Below are 19901 nucleotides of genomic sequence, written 5' to 3' on the forward strand. Positions count from 1 at the left end.
AAATCGGTCACGTTGTTAGCGAAATGAGCGGTCACGCGTTAGCGAAATGGTCGGTCACGATGTACCGAAACGGGCGGTCACGATGGGCCGAAATACGCACACAAAGAAACGCCATAACGATCGCCACCCCCCCACCGCGGGGCGTGGGGATAGAATGAGAACTACGCTCGTTAGGAATATCCATAAGACTTTTAGAAAGCGCATATTTTCGCAGGAACATAGTCAGAACGAAAGAGAAGAAAAAAACAACAGGTACTGACCATCCATTACTCATGACTCATGAGCTCTTAGAAAATGTTGGGCTGTTGAATATAGTGCTTCATCGACATCCACAGGCGGCGACCAGCCCAGCAGATTCTTCGTTTTACTAATATCGACTTGTAGCGAATCAAACAACCGAGTCGAAAGAGAACGTTTTTTCAACATTATCGCAGCGATTCTCATGAGCCAAACAGGAACAGGGATCAGCCTCGCCGGCTTTCCAAGAGAGCGTGCCAAACGATGGAGTAACTCGGTAGTAGACAAGTCTTGTCCATCACTAACTAGAAAAATCTCGTTTGCCGCACTTGGGTGTTCGAGACAGACACGGATCAGATCAACAAGATTATCTATCGCAACTAAGCTACGCTTATTAAAGACTGCACCAAACGGAAGTGGAATCCCACTATTCAACCAACTCATCATCGTTTTAAAGTTCGCCTTCACTCCAGGTCCATAAACTAGCGGAGGTCTAATAATGACAATCTGCATACCGGAGCTTTCAGAAATTTTATGCAATCCTGCTTCGGCCTCAAATTTGGAGATACCATATGAATCTGCAGGATTTGGAATATTATCGGCTGTAAAGGGTCGAGTGCCCCTTCCACCTTCGCCATTAACTTTTATAGAGCTCAAAAAAACAAACCGCTTAACTCCACAATCTGCAGCTTGACGAGCCAGATTAAGTGTTCCTTCAACATTCACCAGCCTGAACATCGACAGCGGATCAGACGCCTCGTCATTCATTACATGTACACGTGCGGCAGCATGAACAACCACATCAACCCCAGCCAAAACGCTACGATAGTCGGTACTGCTACTTAGGCTGTCTACTTTACGCTCTACAATGTTGTATGGAAATTTGAAGCCGCTTGATCTAACTACAGCGACCACATCGTAATTCAAGAAACCTGCCAACCGTGCAACGAGTGCCGAACCAACAAAACCTGATGCTCCAGTCACTAGAATTTTGGTTCGTTTCATAACATTCTTTACGTCCAAAATTAAACGTTCAAATATATTTCGATCCTGTACAACCCGAAAAACTTATGACGGCTGCAGTAGCGCCCTTTTTACCCATGACCCACTGCAGCTTCTATAACACAAAACTTACCGAGCAATTACTTTTTTGATGAAGCCTACAACTCCGTCTCGCTTGATCACTCGAACCACAGTTTTGAAGTTCTGACGAGCGGTTGTGGGCGAAATGAAACTCCGTGCAACCAAGCTCCCTATACTTGGAGAAATTACACCTGCACCTACAGGCTGATTCAAGCCGCTATTGGTTTCGGCTTTCCACCAGCTGAAATAGCTTGGCTCTTTCAGGCTATAAGGAAAAGGGAAAGCTTTTTGAACATCGACTCTCTGCTGATAAAGACGACGCGCTTTCACTGGAATTGATTCGCCATTTTCGAAATTACCGTAAAACCAACTTTTTAGCGTCGTATCGCCCTGCCCCTCAGCTTTAATGTCTTTGGCATAGCTATCCCACAACTCATGAGCAACAGCCTGGCTGGATGCATAACGCGTGAGCATCCCGAATCCTGCACCGCTATCATAACCAGTGAAATGGTAGAAGCGCAGCGGAACGCCTGCAACCAAAAATACGCCACTGTCATCTTTGCTTAAAGGTCGATGAGCAATGTTCCAAGTAGCTACGTTGCATCCGCGATCTCTTACGATATGCAAGCCACTGAAAAATGCTGGGGCCAAGTCACACCAACGCTGGTCAGTAAAAATACCTGCAGGAATATCGTCACGGCAAAACAAGCGTAGGCGATTTGCCCACCATTGGATAAATCCAAGGCCTTGACCGTCTGTACGGGCCGCGAAGAACCCCAGATTATAGACACCGTGTTTCAAAGCTGAAAGTTCGTTATCGCAAATTGATGCGACGTCAGACTCCGCATCAAGCAAGTGTGGTGTCAATAGAATTTCATGCTTATCCAGTAGTTCGTCGAGCACGGTCAGGGAGTTGAATACCTTGATATCCGGATCCAGATACATGATTTTATCAACGTTGGGGCGCTGGGCCATTACCTCAGCGGCAGTCCCCTTCACAGCCGTGCAAAGCTCGACTACCGTATGTCCAAACGCCCAGCGCTTCCAGTCAGGAATGCCAAGGTTCTCAATGGTAAGGACCTCGTCGAACGGCTCTGCGCTCAGGTCAAATCCCGGTGGGAGATCATCGGAATAAAGCAGTACGAAAGTCCAGTCAGGATGATACTTCTTGACCGACTTTGCGAGCACTCGAGCTTTGGGAAGATAGCTTTTAGTAATGGAAGTATAGACAAGCATGATTTTATTCCTTTGCAGCTTTATAAATAGATTTAGCGGCAGCTAAAATCTCTTCGGGTGACGCACCGACAGGCACAACCTTACCCAGCCGATATTCCTTAACCCGCCGTCCCTGAGCGCCTATATCAAACGCGACAACAGGCATCCCCATCTCTATTGCCTCTGAAATTGTATAACTAAAGGTTTCAGGAACGATGGACGCCATAAACACAACACTTACACCCAATGAATCTATAAGCGAAGGCAATTCTTCAGGGGAATATCGCCCGTGAATAATCGCACTAGCGGGTAGTTGAGTATGGCTCTCACCAATCACGATTACCGGCACATCTAAATTTTCATGTTCGATATAGGAGCATAATTCTTTAATGACATCTCCACCCTTAATATGAGATAGGGTACCTATAACCCCAATACTCAGCGCCCCACGGAGATTATTCCTTTCAGTGCATTTGAAATGCTGTAATTCATGCGGCATCACGCTGAATTTTGCATGTTCAATGTTGAAATCCGTCCTTAAAATTTCAATAGAAGACTCATCAAAACAAGTGATAACGTCACAGGCATTGAACAAACGCTGAAATGGGGCACGCCAAAGATCAATATCTTCTGCCATATCACTTTTTGTGAACCAACTGTGGTACCAGGTTAGATTTTTGGGGAGACATTTTTTGCAAACTTCGTGATCACTCGGAATACCGCAGTATTGTTGGTCATAGTCTGACAAGTGCGGTGAAGGGCAAAGAGCATGGAAGTCATGAACCTTAAAATCGAGGCTACTGTCGGACCGGCTTTTGAGATCAACAATAAAATCGATCGCTTTTTCGATAGGACCGTAGCCGTATAAAGAGTTGACTACAATCTTATTAACACGAGAAGCATTTAGGCACTTGAACAGCACTTCAAGGGAGGCCGCGACATAAAGACAATTATTCGAGACTGTGTTATTCCGAAGCTGAATGTACCAGTCCCCACCCCAGCAATAAACTCTTAAAATCGACCCGTCTTCAGTGAGGGTTGATGCGATCAACTCAGACGTATAAGTATTTGAACCACCGCCACCATTGTGATCAAAAACTATCGTTTCTACGACAAGCTCAGAGCTTTCTAAAGCATGCGTGAGCACATCTATTTCGCTGGCACTGTGCCTTGCTTCAAGATTCTGCACCTCAGTCGGAGAGCTAGTTACTTGGCGAAACAACTGAAGTTTATTTTTCAGCCCAGACATGCCACCCGACCGTAACTCCGTGTAAACAGTTTTGAGGAGCCTCTTGAAGCCTGCAAACCCTGGATTTTTACGTATGTATGTGACTACGATCGCGTAAAGTTTTGTTATCTTTCGAACAAACGAGGAAAAGACCCTTAATGGCAGGGTGACTCGCCATGAGGTTGAAGAAAGTAGATTTTGAATATCTGAATGCAGCGCGTAAATCTGTTGCTGTCGCTGCTCCAACTCAGTAGAAAGCTCATCGAGCTGAGATTCCAGAAGGCCAACTTCTGTCGCTTTTTGCGCCAACGCTATCTCACTTGCTTGTTGAGCCTCGTATCTGTTTTGCCTCTCCTTCAGAACCAGAGGGGATAAAAAATCAAGACCCAGTTTCGATGCGGGGTTTGTATCGGCCAAAACCTCATCGGCATATTGAGGTTTATGCAACAGTGGTAAAACAAAATCTTCCAAAGTTTTTATTTCAAACAGCTCTTCAAAAGCTACTGCCGGATCCAAATCTATAATTTTCGTTATAGGAATCAACAACAGCGAAACTTCTTTTGCTTCACCAAAAATATTGTCGACAACACCATTGAAGTTTTCTGGATTATAGGCTGCCGATAGAAGTCCAAAAACACGATAATTTAAAGGCTGACAAAACTCGAAAATCTCGTACCCAGAGGTCATCGAATTGCACTCACAAAAAATCAACGGCTGATCTCTTGCAATAACTTCGACGGCCCCCTCCAGTACCCGTCGCTCCATCCCTTCGACGTCTAACTTCATAAAATCAACCACAGACACGTCAAGCTTGTCTACAGTGGAAATATGCACATCGTATACATTAGCAATTTCTTTTGGAACGACATTGTCAATAGAGAGGCCACCAAAATTAACGGACTCTGTAATATCGATTGACTCTAGTGTAAGGGAACCAACCTCTTCGGCGAGTCCCATATTAAATGCCTGAACATGCTTAAATTTATTAGCATCAATATTGGAACAGAGTACTTGGTAGATTTCCTTACGAGGTTCAAATGAATAAACTTGGCCGCTATCCCCAACGAAATGGGCAAATGCAAGCGTATGCGTACCGATGAATGCTCCGATATCAAGCACGTGCATCCCTGGTTGGACCAGTTTATGCAGAAAATTTAACTCGTCACCTGCCCACTCGCCATACAGCGACAGAGAGTGAGAGACTATTCTGTCCGCCGGTATAACGTTCATTTCGCCGTATTTTGTGGAAATCATTTCAATTCAACTCCGCACCGGCAATGGAACTTATAACAATATTCATATTTAAATCTTGCAACCCGCAGATCCCGTGCACTAACCGACTGTTCAAACTGTGGAGAGCCATGGCATCGTTCAACCAATGATGCTGCACGTGTTCATCTCCCACACCATCTGCAACCGCGATATTAATAGAATAATCACCTTGAATAAGAATCGGCATTCTGAAGGAAAAACTGACTCGCACTTCGTCTGTCGGTCTTACACTCAATCCCGAATGACGAAACGCAAGATCTGTACCTTCCGCAAATACGTATTGCCCCAGACGATCCTTTATCATAATTCCAAAGGCAGGGTTTTTTATGTACTTATCGGCTTTTGCAGCTATGTTGAATCTTACCGATTCACCACCAAGCAAAGTACTAACCCTATTTCCTTCTTCATTTTCGAACCAGGCATTTACAATGGTGATGCCTTGATTTCCGAATGACTCAGCTTGCTCCCTAAATGGAGAGGTTTTTATTACGTTGTCAGGTTGGTCGCCCGCTTTGTATTCTTCAATTCTGCTATCGATCGATTGCGAAATGCTGTAAACCGCATCTATCTCGCTTTCATTAGCCAAACTTTCAATATCTTTTTCAGCATACAAATCTTTTATATATGTCCGACATATAACATCTGTTACGTCGACAACGGGCGGGCTATTTTTAGATAGTAGGACACCACGCTCACATAGATTTACAACAGCACTGGTGTCATGACTCACGAAAACTACCGTCCCACCCTTTTCTTGGTGAGCTCGCAAAAAACGCATACACTTTTGCTGAAAAAATACGTCACCTACTGCAAGAGCTTCGTCGACGATTAATATATCCGCGTCTACATGGGCAATGACCGAAAATGCTAAACGTACATACATACCGCTGGAGTAGGTCTTGACAGGTTGATCAATAAACTCAGCAATCTCCGAAAATGCGACGATATCATCGAACCGCGCTTCCGCCTCTTTATGAGTCAACCCCAACACTGCAGCATTTAGAAAAACGTTTTCTCTCCCAGAAAATTCCGGGTTAAATCCTGAACCTAGCTCGAGCAATGCGGCGATACGGCCATTTGTTTCTATACTACCTTGCGATGGATGAAGCGTTCCGCAGATAATCTGCAGCAGCGTAGACTTACCAGCGCCATTTCGCCCAATGATGCCTACTGTTTCACCCTTCTTAATTTCAAAGGAAACATCCTTAAGCGCCCAGTATTCTCTGTAATACTGCTTAAAGGGTTGGCGAAGTAGCTTCCTAAAAACTGGCATAAAGAACTGTTTTAGGCGATCTCGGGGGCTGGCATAGACCTCATAGTACTTACTAATATCATTTACGCGAATCGCATAGTCATTAGAGGACATCTGCAAACCCCTTTCTTGTCTTTTGAAACCAGACGTATCCGACAAACGCAATAATCAGCGACGCTGCGCAGTACATCAGTAAGCCCTTCCAGTCTGGTAAGTTTCCCCATACAAGCACAGCCCGAGACTGTTCAATTATAAACGTCAGAGGATTCAATAGTATGAATGGGCGAAAACGTTCCGGAACAGCATCAAGCGGATAGAACACCGGAGACAAAAACATGAGCACCGTAGTAATGATAGTTACCGTTTGGCCCACGTCTCGAATGAACACTCCTAATGAAGCCAAGAACCATGACAGTCCTAACACCAAAATGACTAATGGCAAAATCACGAACGGTATCAGAATCGCAGTCCAGGGAATAAAACCGTTAAACACCAAAAGCGCTACTAATAAAACGCACACATTTATTAAACTATTAAATAAGGCAGCAAGTACTGTCACCAGCGAGAGTGTTTCTACAGGAAAAATAACCTTTTTTACAAAATTAGCATTTGCAACAATTAAAGAAGGAGCTCTATTGATAACATCGCAGAATAGATTAAGCACAATTATTCCGACAAACAAAACAACCGCGAATTGAGTTTTGCTATCGTCGCCACCCGCCCCTCCCCATCGAGCCTTGAATATTTCAGAGAATACGAATGTATAAACGACCAGCATAAGGATCGGATTGAAAAGAGACCATGCCAATCCAAACGCTGACCCTTTATACCGTCCCGAGACCTCTCGCTTGCTCATCTGACTAATAATTTGTCTGTTTCGCCAAAAATTCTTCACCAGTGTTACAGGCGAGATTGAGTGCGCTGAATGGGGATTTATGCTGACGTGTAATTGAGTCATGCCCGACCCTTCCTATTGAAATGCTTTCTACATAACTTGATTGAGCGTTCTAAAATCAAAACTACACCCTGGACAGAATTATATCGCATTACATAATACTGCGAACAAAAGTGCACAGCTTCCAAATTTTGTCTGCCTGTAAACACCGGACCGTTTCAAATAAACGAAACGCTTAATGACATTACCGGTTCTAGCCTGCTTGAAATCGAGTAATTTCATTTGGTTTTCATTCGTAAGCCGCGTTTTTATAGACTCTAATGCCGTTATATTCTGTTGATTCCAGGTACAAAAACGTCCACTTAGAATCATACGAGTACGTTTCAGACGCGAAAAAAATCCTGAATTTGATCCAACCAAATTATTGCCATGCTGCCGATACCGAACATAGGAGTTTTCATCATAATGTACTATGCCTCCTACCCCACAAACGACTAAATATGCCCACCAATCATGTGACACTATTGGAAAGTTATTGCCGGCATCTTTCAAAATTTTCAATGTGGCACGGTTGAACACCATCGTATTCCCCCCCGCAATACTTTGAACTAAAGAATTACTGAACGATGGTGGCCGCCCAAATAGCGGTGACCGACCTGCTGACACACCGTCAAACGTGACAGTTTCCGTTCGCCCACAATATAGTGCGGGTATGTTATCAGGCACGGTTTTAATCCAATCTAGAGCTTTTTCTATTTTGTCTTCATGCCACATATCATCCTGATCACTCCAGGCGTAATAATCTGATGTGGTTTCAAGACCACATGTAACCGACATGAAATTTTGTGCAAAGCCTTTGCGGGGACCATTAACAATATTTAATCTGTCCTTCCCCCAACGCCTTTGATAATCACGAAGAATATCAACCGTCCCGTCTGAAGACCCGTCATCAGAGACTACAACTGACCATCTCGCATGAGTTTGACTTGCAATTGAATCTAATTGCTCTGCCAAAAAGCGCTCACCATTGAACGTACAGAGCATAACTGTGACATGATCTCGTTGAACGGGTGATAAGTTGTCATCCCCATCCTGGGACACAGCTGACGTCTTTTCAGAGATTGACGTAAAACGACTTGTCACTCGACCCAGCTCCCGTACACATTTTGTCCGCCTGCAGCGCTAGAAGCTCTACGCTCAGAACCACCTTCGTGCTCGACAACGCCTTGAGACACGAAAAATTTGCGATTATATCCACTACCAGACTGAATTGATAGCCAATTGATATCAAGTTCAGCCACAGTTAGATATTACTTAAAGTAAAATCGACTAAGCACCAAAAAGATAACTGATTGCCTGCAGTCGGACATAAGGATATCAATTTGTGCGACGAAGGACAAAAGGGTGGCAATGTGCCAACCTTTGCAGCATAAAAACCGATTGACAAAAGTGATAATAAGTATTTGATTTTTATAGGAAAGACTGAGAATCACGCAAAATGCCGAGATCTGTCTCCGAGAGGTTTCCGACAGCGTGTGGTTCCCGACCTCATACGAACTGATCAATCTTAAGTTTGCTATGCATGAACAGCAAAACAAGATCCTATTCTATCAAATCAGTGTCTTGCGACGCGGGCTTGTGGCACTGACGAGACAAATGATGACGAACAATATTTTATCTCTATACCGGCGGCGACATTGATGTGCTTGGGTGGCCAGGTAAAGCAGCTGAAAAAAGCCAAGATTTATCCATTTTTTAACGAACGCATCTTCGGTTTTATCGAGAATTTTTACCATCAAAGCAATCTGGTGGAACCACCAGCCGCTCTTAATCACCCTGTAACGCGATAGGAGAGACTTGAATCCAACATTAGCCCCAACTTGGTTACTGGCATGCTGGCGATAAAGAACCCCTGGTTTAGAATCAATGAACCATTGGTAACCATTTGCACGCGCATAACCATAACAAAACCAGTCGTGCAAAGTTATTGACTGGATAGCATCCCAGTTCTCGTACATTACACGCTTTATTCGACCCGCCAAACGCTTACTAATAACGTAAGTGCATCCGGGCCCAGCGGCTTCGAAAAGATAGTCCCATGCAACTTGAGGCTGTGCCTTGCTCAACACCTGACTTGTACCATCGGGCCAGAAGGCGGTGACGTTACTTGAGTAAGCATCACACACACCACTCTGGATAAAGCGCGTAGCTCGCTTGAGCTTGTCCGGCAACCAGATATCGTCCTGATCGGCAAATGCTACGAAGTCAAACCCCGCAAAATCTACGTCTCTGATGAGACGATAAAAGTTTTTCCCGGCACCGCCATAGCTACCTGCCGAAGGCAACAACACAACGTTGCTATTAATCGCACACAGAGATGCGCACCAATGCTCCGTGCCATCAGCAGACGGGTCAATGCTTATATAGATAGTTACGTCTACATCGGCTTGACCCAAGATAGAATTGATCTGCTGTTCAATCCACAACATTCCATTGTAGGCAGCCAACAATACTGCAATTTTTGGTCGCCCCACTGACTGGTACTCGTCTACAAACGGAAATGGATCAATCAATACAGGTTGGAGATCAGGAGCTTCGACAAATACTGACCGTACCCAGTCTTCTTCAGAGCATCGGCTTGAGCACTGAGCTGCTCGGCAGTGATCCAACCATTGTTGTACGCAATCTCTTCCAGGCAAGCCACTTTCAGGCCTTGGCGCTGTTCGATGGTGTGCACGAAGTGACTGGCTTCCAGCAGCGAATCATGGGTACCGGTATCGAGCCAAGCAAAGCCACGGCCGAGCATTTCGACATTGAGCGTCTTGCGCTCCAGGTACGCACGGTTAACGTCGGTGATTTCCAGCTCGCCACGCTCGGACGGCTTGATGCTCTTGGCGATCTCGACAACATCGTTGTCGTAAAAGTACAAACCGGTCACCGCATAGTTGGATTTTGGCTTCAGCGGTTTCTCTTCAATGCTAAGCGCCCGACCGGTGCTGTCGAACTCGACAACACCAAAGCGTTCCGGGTCGGAGACGTGGTAGCCGAATACGGTAGCGCCATGTTGTTGAGAGCTGGCGGAGCGCAGGTTGTCCGAGAAGTGCTGACCGTAAAAGATGTTGTCGCCCAGGATCAGGCAGCAAGGATCTTCGCCGATGAACTCTTCGCCAATGATGAAGGCTTGTGCCAGACCGTCCGGGCTAGGTTGTTCGGCGTAGGTCAGCTTGATGCCGTACAGGCTGCCGTCACCCAGCAGCTTGCGGAAACACGGCAAGTCTTCAGGCGTGGAGATAATCAGGACTTCACGCATGCCCGCCAGCATCAGCACCGACAACGGATAGAAGATCATCGGTTTGTCGTAGATCGGCAGCATCTGTTTGGACACGCCGAGGGTCAACGGATGCAGGCGCGTGCCCGAGCCGCCAGCGAGGATGATGCCTTTACGATTTGTGGTGCTCATTTATTCAGAACTTCCCTAAGCATTCGGGTTACGCCACTTTGCCAATCCGGCAAGTGTAGAGAAAAATTGTCACGCAGCTTCTGAGTATTCAGTCGTGAATTCAGAGGGCGGCGCGCTGGTGTTGGATAAGCTGTCGTTTCAATCGGATTGATCGCCGTTACAGCGAGCTGCTCACCGTTGCCTTGGGCGAAGCCGATCACATGGCTAGCATAGCCGTGCCAGGACACTTCGCCACTGGCCGCCAAGTGATACAGGCCCGACAGCTGTGGACGTTGCAGAACTTGCTGAATAGCCAACGCAGTCACGTCAGCGATCAAGTCTGCGCCCGTCGGGGCTCCGATCTGGTCGGCGATAACGCTCAAGGTCTCGCGATCGCTGGCCAGACGCAGCATGGTCTTGGCGAAGTTGTTGCCGCGAGCGCCATAGACCCAGCTGGTGCGAAAGATCAGATACTTGCAGCCCGACGCAGTAATTGCCTGTTCGCCGGCCAGTTTACTGGCGCCGTAGTGATTCACCGGGGCCACTGCATCCGACTCTTGCCACGGCGTTGAACCGAGGCCACTGAAAACGTAGTCAGTCGAGTAGTGAATCAGCCAAGCACCTAAGGTCTTGGCCTCTTCGGCCATGACTTGGCTTGCCTGACCGTTCACACGGTCGGCCAGCGCGGTCTCGGACTCGGCTTTATCGACAGCGGTGTAGGCCGCCGCGTTGACGATGACGTCGGGTTTGACCTGACGGATCGTTGCGCGCAAAGCGTCGAGGTCGGACAGATCGCCGCACAAACCATCGACAACATGGCGGTCCAGGGCGATTAACTCGCCAAGCGGTGCGAGGGAGCGTTGCAGCTCCCAGCCGACCTGGCCGTTTTTTCCCAGCAGGAGGATCTTCATGCCTTGTTCGAACGATCTGCGTAGTTTTGATCGATCCACTGCTGATAGCTGCCGCTCTTCACGTGAGCGACCCATTCAGTGTTGTTGAGGTACCACTCGACCGTTTTGCGGATGCCGGTTTCGAAGGTTTCTTCCGGCGTCCAACCCAGTTCACGCTGGATTTTGCTGGCGTCGATTGCGTAACGCTGGTCGTGACCCGGGCGATCCTGAACGTAGGTGATCAGGCTGGCATGTGGGCAGTGAGCGGAATCAGGGCGCAGTTCGTCGAGCAGTGCGCACAGGGTATGCACCACTTCGATGTTTTGCTTTTCGTTATGGCCACCGATGTTGTACGTCTCGCCGATCACGCCGTCGGTCACGACTTTGTAGAGTGCGCGGGCGTGGTCTTCGACGTACAGCCAATCGCGGACCTGGTTGCCTTTGCCGTAGACCGGCAGCGGCTTGCCTTCCAGTGCATTGAGGATGATCAGCGGGATCAACTTCTCAGGGAAGTGGCACGGGCCGTAGTTGTTCGAGCAGTTGGTGACCAGGGTCGGCAAGCCGTAAGTACGGCTCCAGGCGCGAACCAGGTGATCGGAACTGGCCTTGCTGGCGGAGTAAGGCGAGCTTGGCTGATACGGTGTGGTTTCGGTGAAGAGGTCTTCCGGACCTTCGAGGTCTCCGTACACTTCGTCAGTCGAAATATGGTGGAAACGGAAGTTGGCTTTACGCGCATCATCCAGCGCCGCCCAATAGTGGCGTGCAGCCTCCAGCAGCGTGTAAGTGCCGATGATGTTGGTCTGGATGAATTCAGACGGGCCGGAGATCGAGCGGTCGACATGGGATTCTGCGGCCAGGTGCATGATCGCATCCGGTTGATGTTCACGCAGGACACGGTCGACCTGATCGCGGTCGCAGATGTCGACGCGCTCGAACACGTAACGTGAGTTCTGGCTAACTTCGGCCAATGACTCAAGGTTGCCGGCGTAAGTCAGCTTATCGACATTAACGACCGAGTCGTTAGTGTTGGAGATGATATGGCGAATGACTGCCGAGCCGATAAATCCGGCGCCGCCGGTTACTAGAATTTTCACGCGAAACCATACCCTTGAGTTACTGACAGGGCCGCCAACCGAGCACTGTCTAATCCATGAATGCAGAAGCCATCAAGCTTGCCGAGGCTTCTGACAGAGTCAGTCTGAACCGATGTGGGAATGTGCCACTATCGGACAAGCGCAGCATTTTACAGCTTAATGACGGTTTTACTAATGGATATAGACAAGCTGTGGCTAAAGTTTAGTGCGCCTTGCGCGCCATGTCGTAATCAGACAAGGCGCTTGCGGGCTACCCTGGACGCACGTCCCAGAAACCAGCCAAGAATCGGCCCGATCACCATCCCAATCAACAGCGCCACAACGATGAACAACGATACCGGTAGTTGCGGCCCCGCCCAACCCAGGAATAGCAGGGAAACCGACTGCTGATTCTCGAGAACGAACGCCAGGATTGCCAAAACCAGCAACAGGACGAATACGGCGAGCAGTACACGCTTGAGGTTACGCATGAGCGATTCCTTGAATAACGGAGACGGTCAAAGCCCTTCCTCCTCGTCCTCGTTCACACGATCGCGCAATTCTTTGCCTGGCTTGAAATGCGGCACGAACTTGCCGTCGAGGCTGACGGACTGACCGGTTTTTGGATTGCGACCTACGCGCGGTGCGCGGTAGTGCAAGGAGAAGCTGCCAAACCCACGGATCTCGATGCGATCACCGGTGGCCAGGCATTGGGACATTTGTTCGAGCATGGTCTTGATGGCCAGCTCCACATCCTTGGATGAGAGCAGCCCTTGATGGGTGACAATTCGTTCGATCAACTCCGACTTCGTCATATTTTTCCCTTCTTTTTCAAGCAGCTAGATCAGCGCTTCAAAGGTTTTAGCACGCCCGGATCAATTTGAACAGCCCGGGTTTTGACATATCTTTACCCACACAGAGATGCTCGATTTCAGATCACTGGAACGCTGATCATGCCCTTTCGGACTCACCTGCAGATAACCAGCATGGTGCGCGTCAGATAGCCCGCAGGATTGAAGCCAAAGGGATATTCATCCTCGTCCTTGGCATCATCGGACCTGACGACAACTTTGTAGCCCGCCGCCTTGCACTCCTTGTCCGCTCGCTTGCGACATTTCTCCCATCCCGACCCCAACCCCGAACAATCGATCTCGATGCCACTGACCCCACGCACCGCGCGAGTCTTGGCATTAGTGGTACACCCGGCCAATGCCAGTACCGCTATGACGACAATGAGCTTGTTCATTCACTTCCTTAGGCCGGACACGCCGCCCGACGGTCGTTCGCTTCACGCTAAAGACTAGCTGCAAATAAACGATTGATCCTGTTAAAGAAAGAGACAACTGGTCGGGAGGATTGGTTTCACGCCAAACAATTACAGCGCTGCGGAACCATTAAAATCACCAAATCGCAGGCACAAAAAAGGGCGACCGAAGTCGCCCTTTTTCTATGGTCTGACAGAACTTAGTTCTGTTTTTCCATTTGTGCACGCAACAGGTCGCCCAGAGTGGTAGGACCAGGAGCAGCGGTGTCCGAAGCTGGCTTGTCGCGCAGGCTTTGGATAGCTTCTTTCTCTTCAGCATCGTCTTTCGACTTGATGGAGAGCTGGATTACGCGGCTCTTGCGGTCAACGCTGATGATCTTGGCTTCTACTTCCTGGCCTTCTTTCAGAACGTTGCGCGCGTCTTCAACGCGGTCACGGCTGATTTCGGAGGCTTTCAGAGTCGCTTCGATATCGTCGGCCAGAGTGATGATGGCGCCTTTAGCGTCAACTTCTTTCACGATGCCTTTAACGATGGCGCCTTTGTCGTTCTCTTGAACGTACTCGGAGAACGGATCGCTTTCCAGTTGCTTGATACCCAGGGAGATACGCTCGCGCTCTGGGTCAACCGACAGGATAACGGTGTCCAGCTCGTCGCCCTTCTTGAAGCGGCGAACGGCTTCTTCGCCCACTTCGTTCCAGGAGATGTCGGACAGGTGAACCAGGCCGTCGATGCCGCCGTCCAGACCAATGAAGATACCGAAATCGGTGATCGACTTGATGGTGCCGGAGATTTTATCGCCCTTGTTGAACTGGCCAGAGAAATCTTCCCATGGGTTAGATTTGCACTGCTTGATGCCGAGGGAGATACGACGACGCTCTTCGTCGATGTCCAGAACCATAACTTCCACTTCGTCGCCGACTTGTACGACTTTCGAAGGGTGGATGTTCTTGTTGGTCCAGTCCATTTCGGAAACGTGTACCAGGCCTTCAACGCCTTCTTCCAGCTCAGCGAAGCAGCCGTAGTCGGTCAGGTTGGTTACACGAGCGGTAACGCGAGTGCTTTCTGGGTAACGGGCTTTGATAGCAACCCATGGATCTTCGCCCAGCTGCTTGAGGCCCAGGGAAACACGATTGCGCTCGCGATCGTACTTCAGAACCTTGACATCGATCTCGTCGCCAACGTTGACGATTTCGGAAGGATGCTTGATACGCTTCCAAGCCATGTCGGTAATGTGCAGCAGGCCATCGACGCCACCCAGATCGACGAATGCGCCGTAATCGGTGAGGTTTTTGACGATACCTTTGACTTGTTGGCCTTCCTGCAGGGATTCCAGCAGAGCTTCACGCTCAGCGGAGTTCTCGGCTTCGAGGACGCTACGACGGGAAACGACAACGTTGTTGCGCTTCTGGTCAAGCTTGATGACCTTGAATTCCAGCTCTTTGCCTTCCAGGTGCGTGGTGTCGCGCACTGGACGAACGTCAACCAGAGAACCTGGCAGGAACGCACGGATGCCGTTAACGTCGACAGTGAAGCCGCCTTTAACCTTACCGTTGATAACGCCCTTGACCACTTCTTCGGCTGCGAAGGCTGCTTCCAGAACAATCCAGCATTCAGCGCGCTTGGCTTTTTCACGGGACAGCTTGGTTTCACCAAAGCCGTCTTCAACCGAGTCCAGAGCAACGTGAACTTCGTCACCGACGTTGATAGTCAGTTCGCCAGCATCGTTGTAGAACTGCTCAAGCGGGATGAGTGCTTCAGACTTCAGGCCAGCGTGAACGGTTACCCAGCGAGCTTGGTAATCGATATCAACGATAACACCGGTGATGATGGAGCCTGCCTGAAGGTTCAGGGTTTTTAGGCTTTCTTCAAAGAGTTCCGCAAAGCTTTCGCTCATTTTAATTCCTGTTGAATAAGGGCGAAGGATACGCCCATCTCCACGTCCCAGACGACGTGGGTTATGTTCATTAGAAGAAACACCGCAAGACTATGACTGGTCCCCTACGGCGTTTCTGGGTCACCCGGCGATATCGCGAATGGCGATCTCGCTCATGATGCGTTCCAGCACCTGATCGATGGATAATTCCGTGGAATCCAGCTGTATGGCGTCAGCCGCCGGTTTGAGCGGGGCTACCGCTCGCTGGGTGTCACGCTCGTCGCGAACACGTATCTCATCTAGCAGACTCGACAGACTAACACCATCGACTTTGCCCTTCAACTGCAAGTATCGACGGCGCGCACGCTCCTCGGCACTGGCGGTGAGGAATATCTTCAGCGGTGCATCGGGGAAAACCACCGTGCCCATGTCGCGCCCATCGGCCACCAGACCCGGAGCCTCCTGAAACGCGCGCTGGCGCTGCAGCAGCGCATCACGCACCGCCGGCAGCGCAGCGACCTGGGAAGCCCAGGCGCCCACTTGTTCGTTGCGCAGATCATCAGTGACATCGTCACCTTCTAAAATGATCCGCTGCGGATGACCTTCGGTCGCACCGACGAACTGCACGTCCAGATGAGCGGCCAACAGCTTCAGCGACTCTTCATTGGTCAGATCGACGCCATGGTTACGCGCGGCGAATGCCAGCAGACGGTACAGCGCACCGGAATCCAGCAGGCACCAGCCCAGGCGTTTGGCCAGAATCCCGGCAATAGTGCCTTTGCCCGAACCGCTAGGCCCGTCGATGGTGATGACCGGTGGCCTGATAATCACGACTGAGCCTCTTGTGCAACACGGATACCGACCTGCGCGCACAGCGCGAGAAAGTTCGGGAACGACGTGGCGACGTTGGCGCAATCATGGATGCGGATCGGCGCGGTGGCGCGCAGCGAAGCCACGCTGAAGGCCATGGCAATGCGGTGATCGCCGTGACCGTGCACTTCGCCGCCGCCGATCGGGCCGCCGTCGATGATGATGCCGTCCGGGGTCGGTTCACATTTGACACCCAGCGCCAGCAAGCCATCCGCCATGACCTGAATCCGGTCCGACTCTTTTACCCGCAGCTCTTCGGCGCCACGCAGGATGGTGCGCCCTTCGGCACAGGCGGCGGCGACGAACAGCACCGGGAATTCGTCGATGGCCAGCGGAACCAGCGCTTCGGGAATCTCGATACCTTTAAGTTTAGCTGCACGTACGCGCAGGTCCGCTACCGGTTCGCCGCCGACTTCACGCTGGTTTTCCAGGGTAATGTCCGCGCCCATCAGCCGCAGAATATCGATCACACCGGTACGGGTCGGGTTGATGCCGACGTGCTCGAGCACCAGCTCCGAACCTTCGGCAATCGATGCGGCCACCAGGAAGAACGCCGACGACGAGATGTCGCCCGGCACTTCAATGTGGGTTGCGGTCAGCTTGTGGCCGGACTCGACCGACGCGGTCGCACCGTTAACGCTGACCGGATAGCCGAAGCCCCGCAGCATGCGCTCGGTGTGGTCGCGAGTTGGCGCCGGCTCGGTGACGGTGGTTTTGCCTTCGGCGTACAAACCCGCCAGCAGCAGGCAGGATTTAACCTGAGCACTGGCCATCGGCATGGTGTAAGTCAGGCCTTTGAGCGTGTTGCCGCCGCGAATGATCATCGGTGGACGACCTTCAGCCGCGGTCTCGATCACAGCGCCCATTTCACGCAGCGGATTGGCCACGCGGTTCATCGGACGCTTGGACAGCGAGGCGTCACCGGTCAGGGTGCTGTCGAAGGTCTGCGCAGCCAACAGGCCAGACAGCAGACGCATCGACGTGCCGGAGTTGCCCAGGTAGATCGGGCCCGGCGCAGGTTTCAAGCCATGCAGGCCGACGCCGTGAATGGTCACGCGACCGTGGTGCGGACCTTCGATCACGACGCCCATGTCGCGAAAGGCTTGCAAGGTTGCCAGGGCGTCTTCGCCCTCGAGGAAACCTTCCACTTCGGTCACGCCGTCAGCCAGGGAGCCGAGCATGATCGAACGGTGGGAAATCGATTTGTCGCCCGGTACTCGAATCCGCCCAGTCAGGCGGCCACCAGGTTGTGCCAGGAAAATCAGGTCGTTGGAGTTCATAGCGTCCACATAAGCCCGGCGGGCCAGGATTTTACTGAAATGTTCGCGGGCAACCCGGGCGCGAGTAAACACGCCCAACAATTGGTGCCCATCCCCTGCATCGACCGCGTCGCGCAAGGCGTCGAGGTCGCTGCGAAATGTATCGAGTGTGCGCAGGACAGCTTCGCGGTTGGCGAGGAAGATGTCGTGCCACATGACCGGGTCGCTACCCGCAATTCTTGTGAAATCGCGGAAACCGCCGGCAGCGTAACGGAAGATCTCAAGGTTTTCATTGCGCTTGGCCAACGAATCGACCAAACCGAACGCCAACAAGTGCGGCAAATGGCTGGTCGCCGCCAACACCTCGTCATGACGCTCGACCTGCATGTGCTCGACATCGGCGCCCAATTCGCGCCACAACCGGTCGACCAGTGCCAGGGCTGCCGGATCTGTCTGATCCAGCGGTGTCAGAATCACTTTATGGCGACGGAACAGCGCTGAGTTAGAGGCTTCCACCCCGCTCTGCTCGGAACCGGCAATCGGATGCCCCGGCACGAAGCGCGCCGGCATGCCGCCAAACGCCTCGGTTGCCGCCCGCACCACATTGCCTTTGGCGCTGCCGACGTCGGTCAGGATCGCTTGCCCCAGGTCCATGCGGGCCAATTGGCCGAGCATTTTTTCCATGGCGAGGATCGGCACGGCCAGTTGAATCACGTCGGCGCCCTGGCATGCCGCAATCAGGTTTTCTTCGCAGCGATCTACCACACCCAACTCAACCGCCAGTTTGCGCGACTGCGGATCGAGATCGACCCCGACCACTTCGCGGCACAGGCCGCTTTCACGCAAACCCTTGGCAAACGAACCGCCGATCAACCCCAGACCCACCACCACCAGGCGACCGATCATAGGTTCAGCAGATGGCAATGCAGTGACATCAACCACGGGCCAGAACCTTGGTCAGCGCGTCGAGGAAGCGGTTGTTTTCCGCCGGCAAACCGATGGTGATGCGCAGATGGTTCGGCATGCCGTAATTGGCCACCGGACGCACGATCACGCCTTCGCGCAGCAAACCCTGGAAGACCGGTGCCGCAACACGGCCCAGATCGACGCAGATGAAGTTGCCCTTGGACGCAATCCAGCTCAACCCCAGTTCACGGAAACCCGCTTCCAGTTGCTGCATGCCGGATTCGTTCAGGCCACGGCTTTCAGCCAGGTACTCGGTGTCTTGCAGCGCAGCGCACGCAGCGGCCAGGGCCAGGCTGTTGACGTTGAACGGCTGACGCACGCGGTTCAGCACATCCGCAACCACCGCCGTGGACAAACCATAGCCGACCCGCAATGCCGCCAGGCCATAGGCCTTGGAGAATGTGCGCGAAACCAGCAGGTTCGGGTAGGCCGCCAGGTAATCCAGGCCATCTGGCAAGTCGCTGCCTTCGGCGTATTCGATGTAGGCCTCGTCCAGCACCACCAGCACGTGCTGCGGTACGTCCTGCAGGAATTCGTCCAGCGCTTCGGCGCTGAACCAGGTGCCGGTCGGGTTGTTCGGGTTGGCGATGAACACCACACGGGTATCGGCATCGATCGCGGCCAGCATAGCCGACAGATCATGGCCCCAGTCTTTGGCCGGGACCACTTTGGCCTGGGCGCCAACGGCTTGGGTGACGATCGGATAGACCGCAAACGCGTGCTCGCTGAACACCGCATTCAGGCCCGGCGCCAGATAGGCACGGGCGACCAGTTCCAGAATGTCGTTGGAACCGTTGCCCAGCGTCACCTGATCGAGTTCGACGCGGCACTGATCAGCCAGCAGGGTCTTGAGCGCAAAACCGTTGCCGTCCGGATAACGGGTCAGCTCGGCCAATGCTTCACGAATCGCCGCCAGCGCCTTGGGACTGGCGCCCAACGGGTTTTCGTTGCTGGCCAGTTTGACGATGCGGGCCGGATCGATGTTCAGCTCGCGCGCCAGTTCATCCACGGGTTTGCCTGGAACGTAAGGCGAAAGTTGTTGCACGCCCGGCTGTGCCAGAGCGAGGAAGTCACCACTCATTTG

At 51.3% G+C, this 19901-nt stretch carries 17 protein-coding genes and 1 pseudogene; all 18 read right to left on the reverse strand.

The annotated features are described in order from the left end of the window. Positions 1-103: 103 nt before the first annotated feature. A pseudogene (locus ACXPVS_RS20005) lies at positions 104-274 on the reverse strand (glycosyl transferase); the annotation flags it as partial. Continuing rightward, positions 271-1242, reverse strand: a complete 972-nt coding sequence (locus tag ACXPVS_RS20010) for a UDP-glucose 4-epimerase family protein (protein WP_458511474.1) — start codon at positions 1240-1242, stop codon at positions 271-273. The gene ACXPVS_RS20010 and the pseudogene ACXPVS_RS20005, both read right to left, overlap by 4 nt. Positions 1243-1368: 126 nt before the next feature. Further along, on the reverse strand, positions 1369-2556 hold the full coding sequence (locus ACXPVS_RS20015) for a glycosyl transferase (RefSeq protein ID WP_458511475.1): 1188 nt from the start codon (positions 2554-2556) through the stop codon (positions 1369-1371). A gap of 4 nt (positions 2557-2560) precedes the next feature. Continuing rightward, positions 2561-5017, reverse strand: a complete 2457-nt coding sequence (locus ACXPVS_RS20020; RefSeq protein ID WP_458511476.1) for an FkbM family methyltransferase — start codon at positions 5015-5017, stop codon at positions 2561-2563. Between the two features lies 1 nt (position 5018). Further along, a complete protein-coding gene (locus ACXPVS_RS20025) occupies positions 5019-6401 on the reverse strand; it encodes an ABC transporter ATP-binding protein (protein WP_458511477.1) in 1383 nt (460 codons plus the stop codon). Continuing rightward, complete coding sequence (locus tag ACXPVS_RS20030) at positions 6391-7224, reverse strand: ABC transporter permease (RefSeq protein WP_458511552.1); 834 nt, start codon at positions 7222-7224, stop codon at positions 6391-6393. The genes ACXPVS_RS20025 and ACXPVS_RS20030 overlap by 11 nt, the downstream gene beginning before the upstream one ends. 99 nt (positions 7225-7323) lie before the next feature. Next, positions 7324-8325: a glycosyltransferase family 2 protein gene (locus tag ACXPVS_RS20035; protein ID WP_458511478.1), complete on the reverse strand. Its 1002-nt coding sequence runs from the start codon at positions 8323-8325 to the stop codon at positions 7324-7326. Between the two features lie 467 nt (positions 8326-8792). Continuing rightward, on the reverse strand, positions 8793-9716 hold the full coding sequence (locus ACXPVS_RS20040) for a glycosyltransferase (RefSeq protein WP_458511479.1): 924 nt from the start codon (positions 9714-9716) through the stop codon (positions 8793-8795). A 35-nt stretch (positions 9717-9751) separates the two neighbouring features. After that, positions 9752-10642, reverse strand: a complete 891-nt coding sequence (gene rfbA / locus ACXPVS_RS20045) for a glucose-1-phosphate thymidylyltransferase RfbA (RefSeq protein ID WP_458511480.1) — start codon at positions 10640-10642, stop codon at positions 9752-9754. Beyond that, positions 10639-11532 carry a dTDP-4-dehydrorhamnose reductase gene (gene rfbD, locus ACXPVS_RS20050; protein ID WP_458511481.1) on the reverse strand — a complete coding sequence of 298 codons (894 nt, stop codon included), beginning with the start codon at positions 11530-11532 and terminating at the stop codon, positions 10639-10641. Before rfbD ends, rfbA begins: the two co-directional genes overlap by 4 nt. After that, positions 11529-12605: a dTDP-glucose 4,6-dehydratase gene (gene rfbB, locus ACXPVS_RS20055; protein ID WP_458511482.1), complete on the reverse strand. Its 1077-nt coding sequence runs from the start codon at positions 12603-12605 to the stop codon at positions 11529-11531. Before rfbB ends, rfbD begins: the two co-directional genes overlap by 4 nt. 230 nt (positions 12606-12835) lie before the next feature. Continuing rightward, positions 12836-13075, reverse strand: a complete 240-nt coding sequence (locus ACXPVS_RS20060) for a LapA family protein (protein WP_458511483.1) — start codon at positions 13073-13075, stop codon at positions 12836-12838. Positions 13076-13102: 27 nt separating this feature from the next. After that, complete coding sequence (ihfB, locus tag ACXPVS_RS20065; RefSeq protein WP_003369729.1) at positions 13103-13399, reverse strand: integration host factor subunit beta; 297 nt, start codon at positions 13397-13399, stop codon at positions 13103-13105. A gap of 152 nt (positions 13400-13551) precedes the next feature. After that, positions 13552-13830 (reverse strand): hypothetical protein, encoded by a 279-nt coding sequence (locus ACXPVS_RS20070; RefSeq protein ID WP_458511484.1) that lies wholly within the window; start codon positions 13828-13830, stop codon positions 13552-13554. Between the two features lie 218 nt (positions 13831-14048). Continuing rightward, complete coding sequence (gene rpsA, locus ACXPVS_RS20075) at positions 14049-15743, reverse strand: 30S ribosomal protein S1 (RefSeq protein WP_074874771.1); 1695 nt, start codon at positions 15741-15743, stop codon at positions 14049-14051. A gap of 120 nt (positions 15744-15863) precedes the next feature. Beyond that, the gene (gene cmk, locus ACXPVS_RS20080) at positions 15864-16553 is read right to left on the reverse strand and encodes a (d)CMP kinase (RefSeq protein ID WP_458511485.1); all 690 of its coding nucleotides are present in this window, start codon (positions 16551-16553) and stop codon (positions 15864-15866) included. After that, positions 16550-18757, reverse strand: coding sequence for a bifunctional prephenate dehydrogenase/3-phosphoshikimate 1-carboxyvinyltransferase (locus ACXPVS_RS20085; RefSeq protein WP_458511553.1), 2208 nt, complete (start codon positions 18755-18757; stop codon positions 16550-16552). Before ACXPVS_RS20085 ends, cmk begins: the two co-directional genes overlap by 4 nt. A gap of 28 nt (positions 18758-18785) precedes the next feature. After that, positions 18786-19898 carry a histidinol-phosphate transaminase gene (hisC, locus tag ACXPVS_RS20090; RefSeq protein WP_458511486.1) on the reverse strand — a complete coding sequence of 371 codons (1113 nt, stop codon included), beginning with the start codon at positions 19896-19898 and terminating at the stop codon, positions 18786-18788. Positions 19899-19901: the final 3 nt, after the last annotated feature.

Source organism: Pseudomonas sp. Ma2-10 (genome assembly GCF_054330215.1).

Excerpts from the sequence above, each read along its gene's own strand:
- ACXPVS_RS20060 (WP_458511483.1), bottom strand. The coding sequence starts at position 13,075 with ATGCGTAACCTCAAGCGTGTACTGCTCGCCGTATTCGTCCTGTTGCTG.
- rfbD (WP_458511481.1), bottom strand. The coding sequence starts at position 11,532 with ATGAAGATCCTCCTGCTGGGAAAAAACGGCCAGGTCGGCTGGGAGCTG.
- ACXPVS_RS20070 (WP_458511484.1), bottom strand. The coding sequence starts at position 13,830 with ATGAACAAGCTCATTGTCGTCATAGCGGTACTGGCATTGGCCGGGTGT.
- ACXPVS_RS20015 (WP_458511475.1), bottom strand. The coding sequence starts at position 2,556 with ATGCTTGTCTATACTTCCATTACTAAAAGCTATCTTCCCAAAGCTCGA.
- ihfB (WP_003369729.1), bottom strand. The coding sequence starts at position 13,399 with ATGACGAAGTCGGAGTTGATCGAACGAATTGTCACCCATCAAGGGCTG.
- hisC (WP_458511486.1), bottom strand. The coding sequence starts at position 19,898 with ATGAGTGGTGACTTCCTCGCTCTGGCACAGCCGGGCGTGCAACAACTT.
- rfbA (WP_458511480.1), bottom strand. The coding sequence starts at position 10,642 with ATGAGCACCACAAATCGTAAAGGCATCATCCTCGCTGGCGGCTCGGGC.
- ACXPVS_RS20020 (WP_458511476.1), bottom strand. The coding sequence starts at position 5,017 with ATGATTTCCACAAAATACGGCGAAATGAACGTTATACCGGCGGACAGA.
- rpsA (WP_074874771.1), bottom strand. The coding sequence starts at position 15,743 with ATGAGCGAAAGCTTTGCGGAACTCTTTGAAGAAAGCCTAAAAACCCTG.
- ACXPVS_RS20010 (WP_458511474.1), bottom strand. The coding sequence starts at position 1,242 with ATGAAACGAACCAAAATTCTAGTGACTGGAGCATCAGGTTTTGTTGGT.
- ACXPVS_RS20025 (WP_458511477.1), bottom strand. The coding sequence starts at position 6,401 with ATGTCCTCTAATGACTATGCGATTCGCGTAAATGATATTAGTAAGTAC.
- ACXPVS_RS20085 (WP_458511553.1), bottom strand. The coding sequence starts at position 18,757 with ATGATCGGTCGCCTGGTGGTGGTGGGTCTGGGGTTGATCGGCGGTTCG.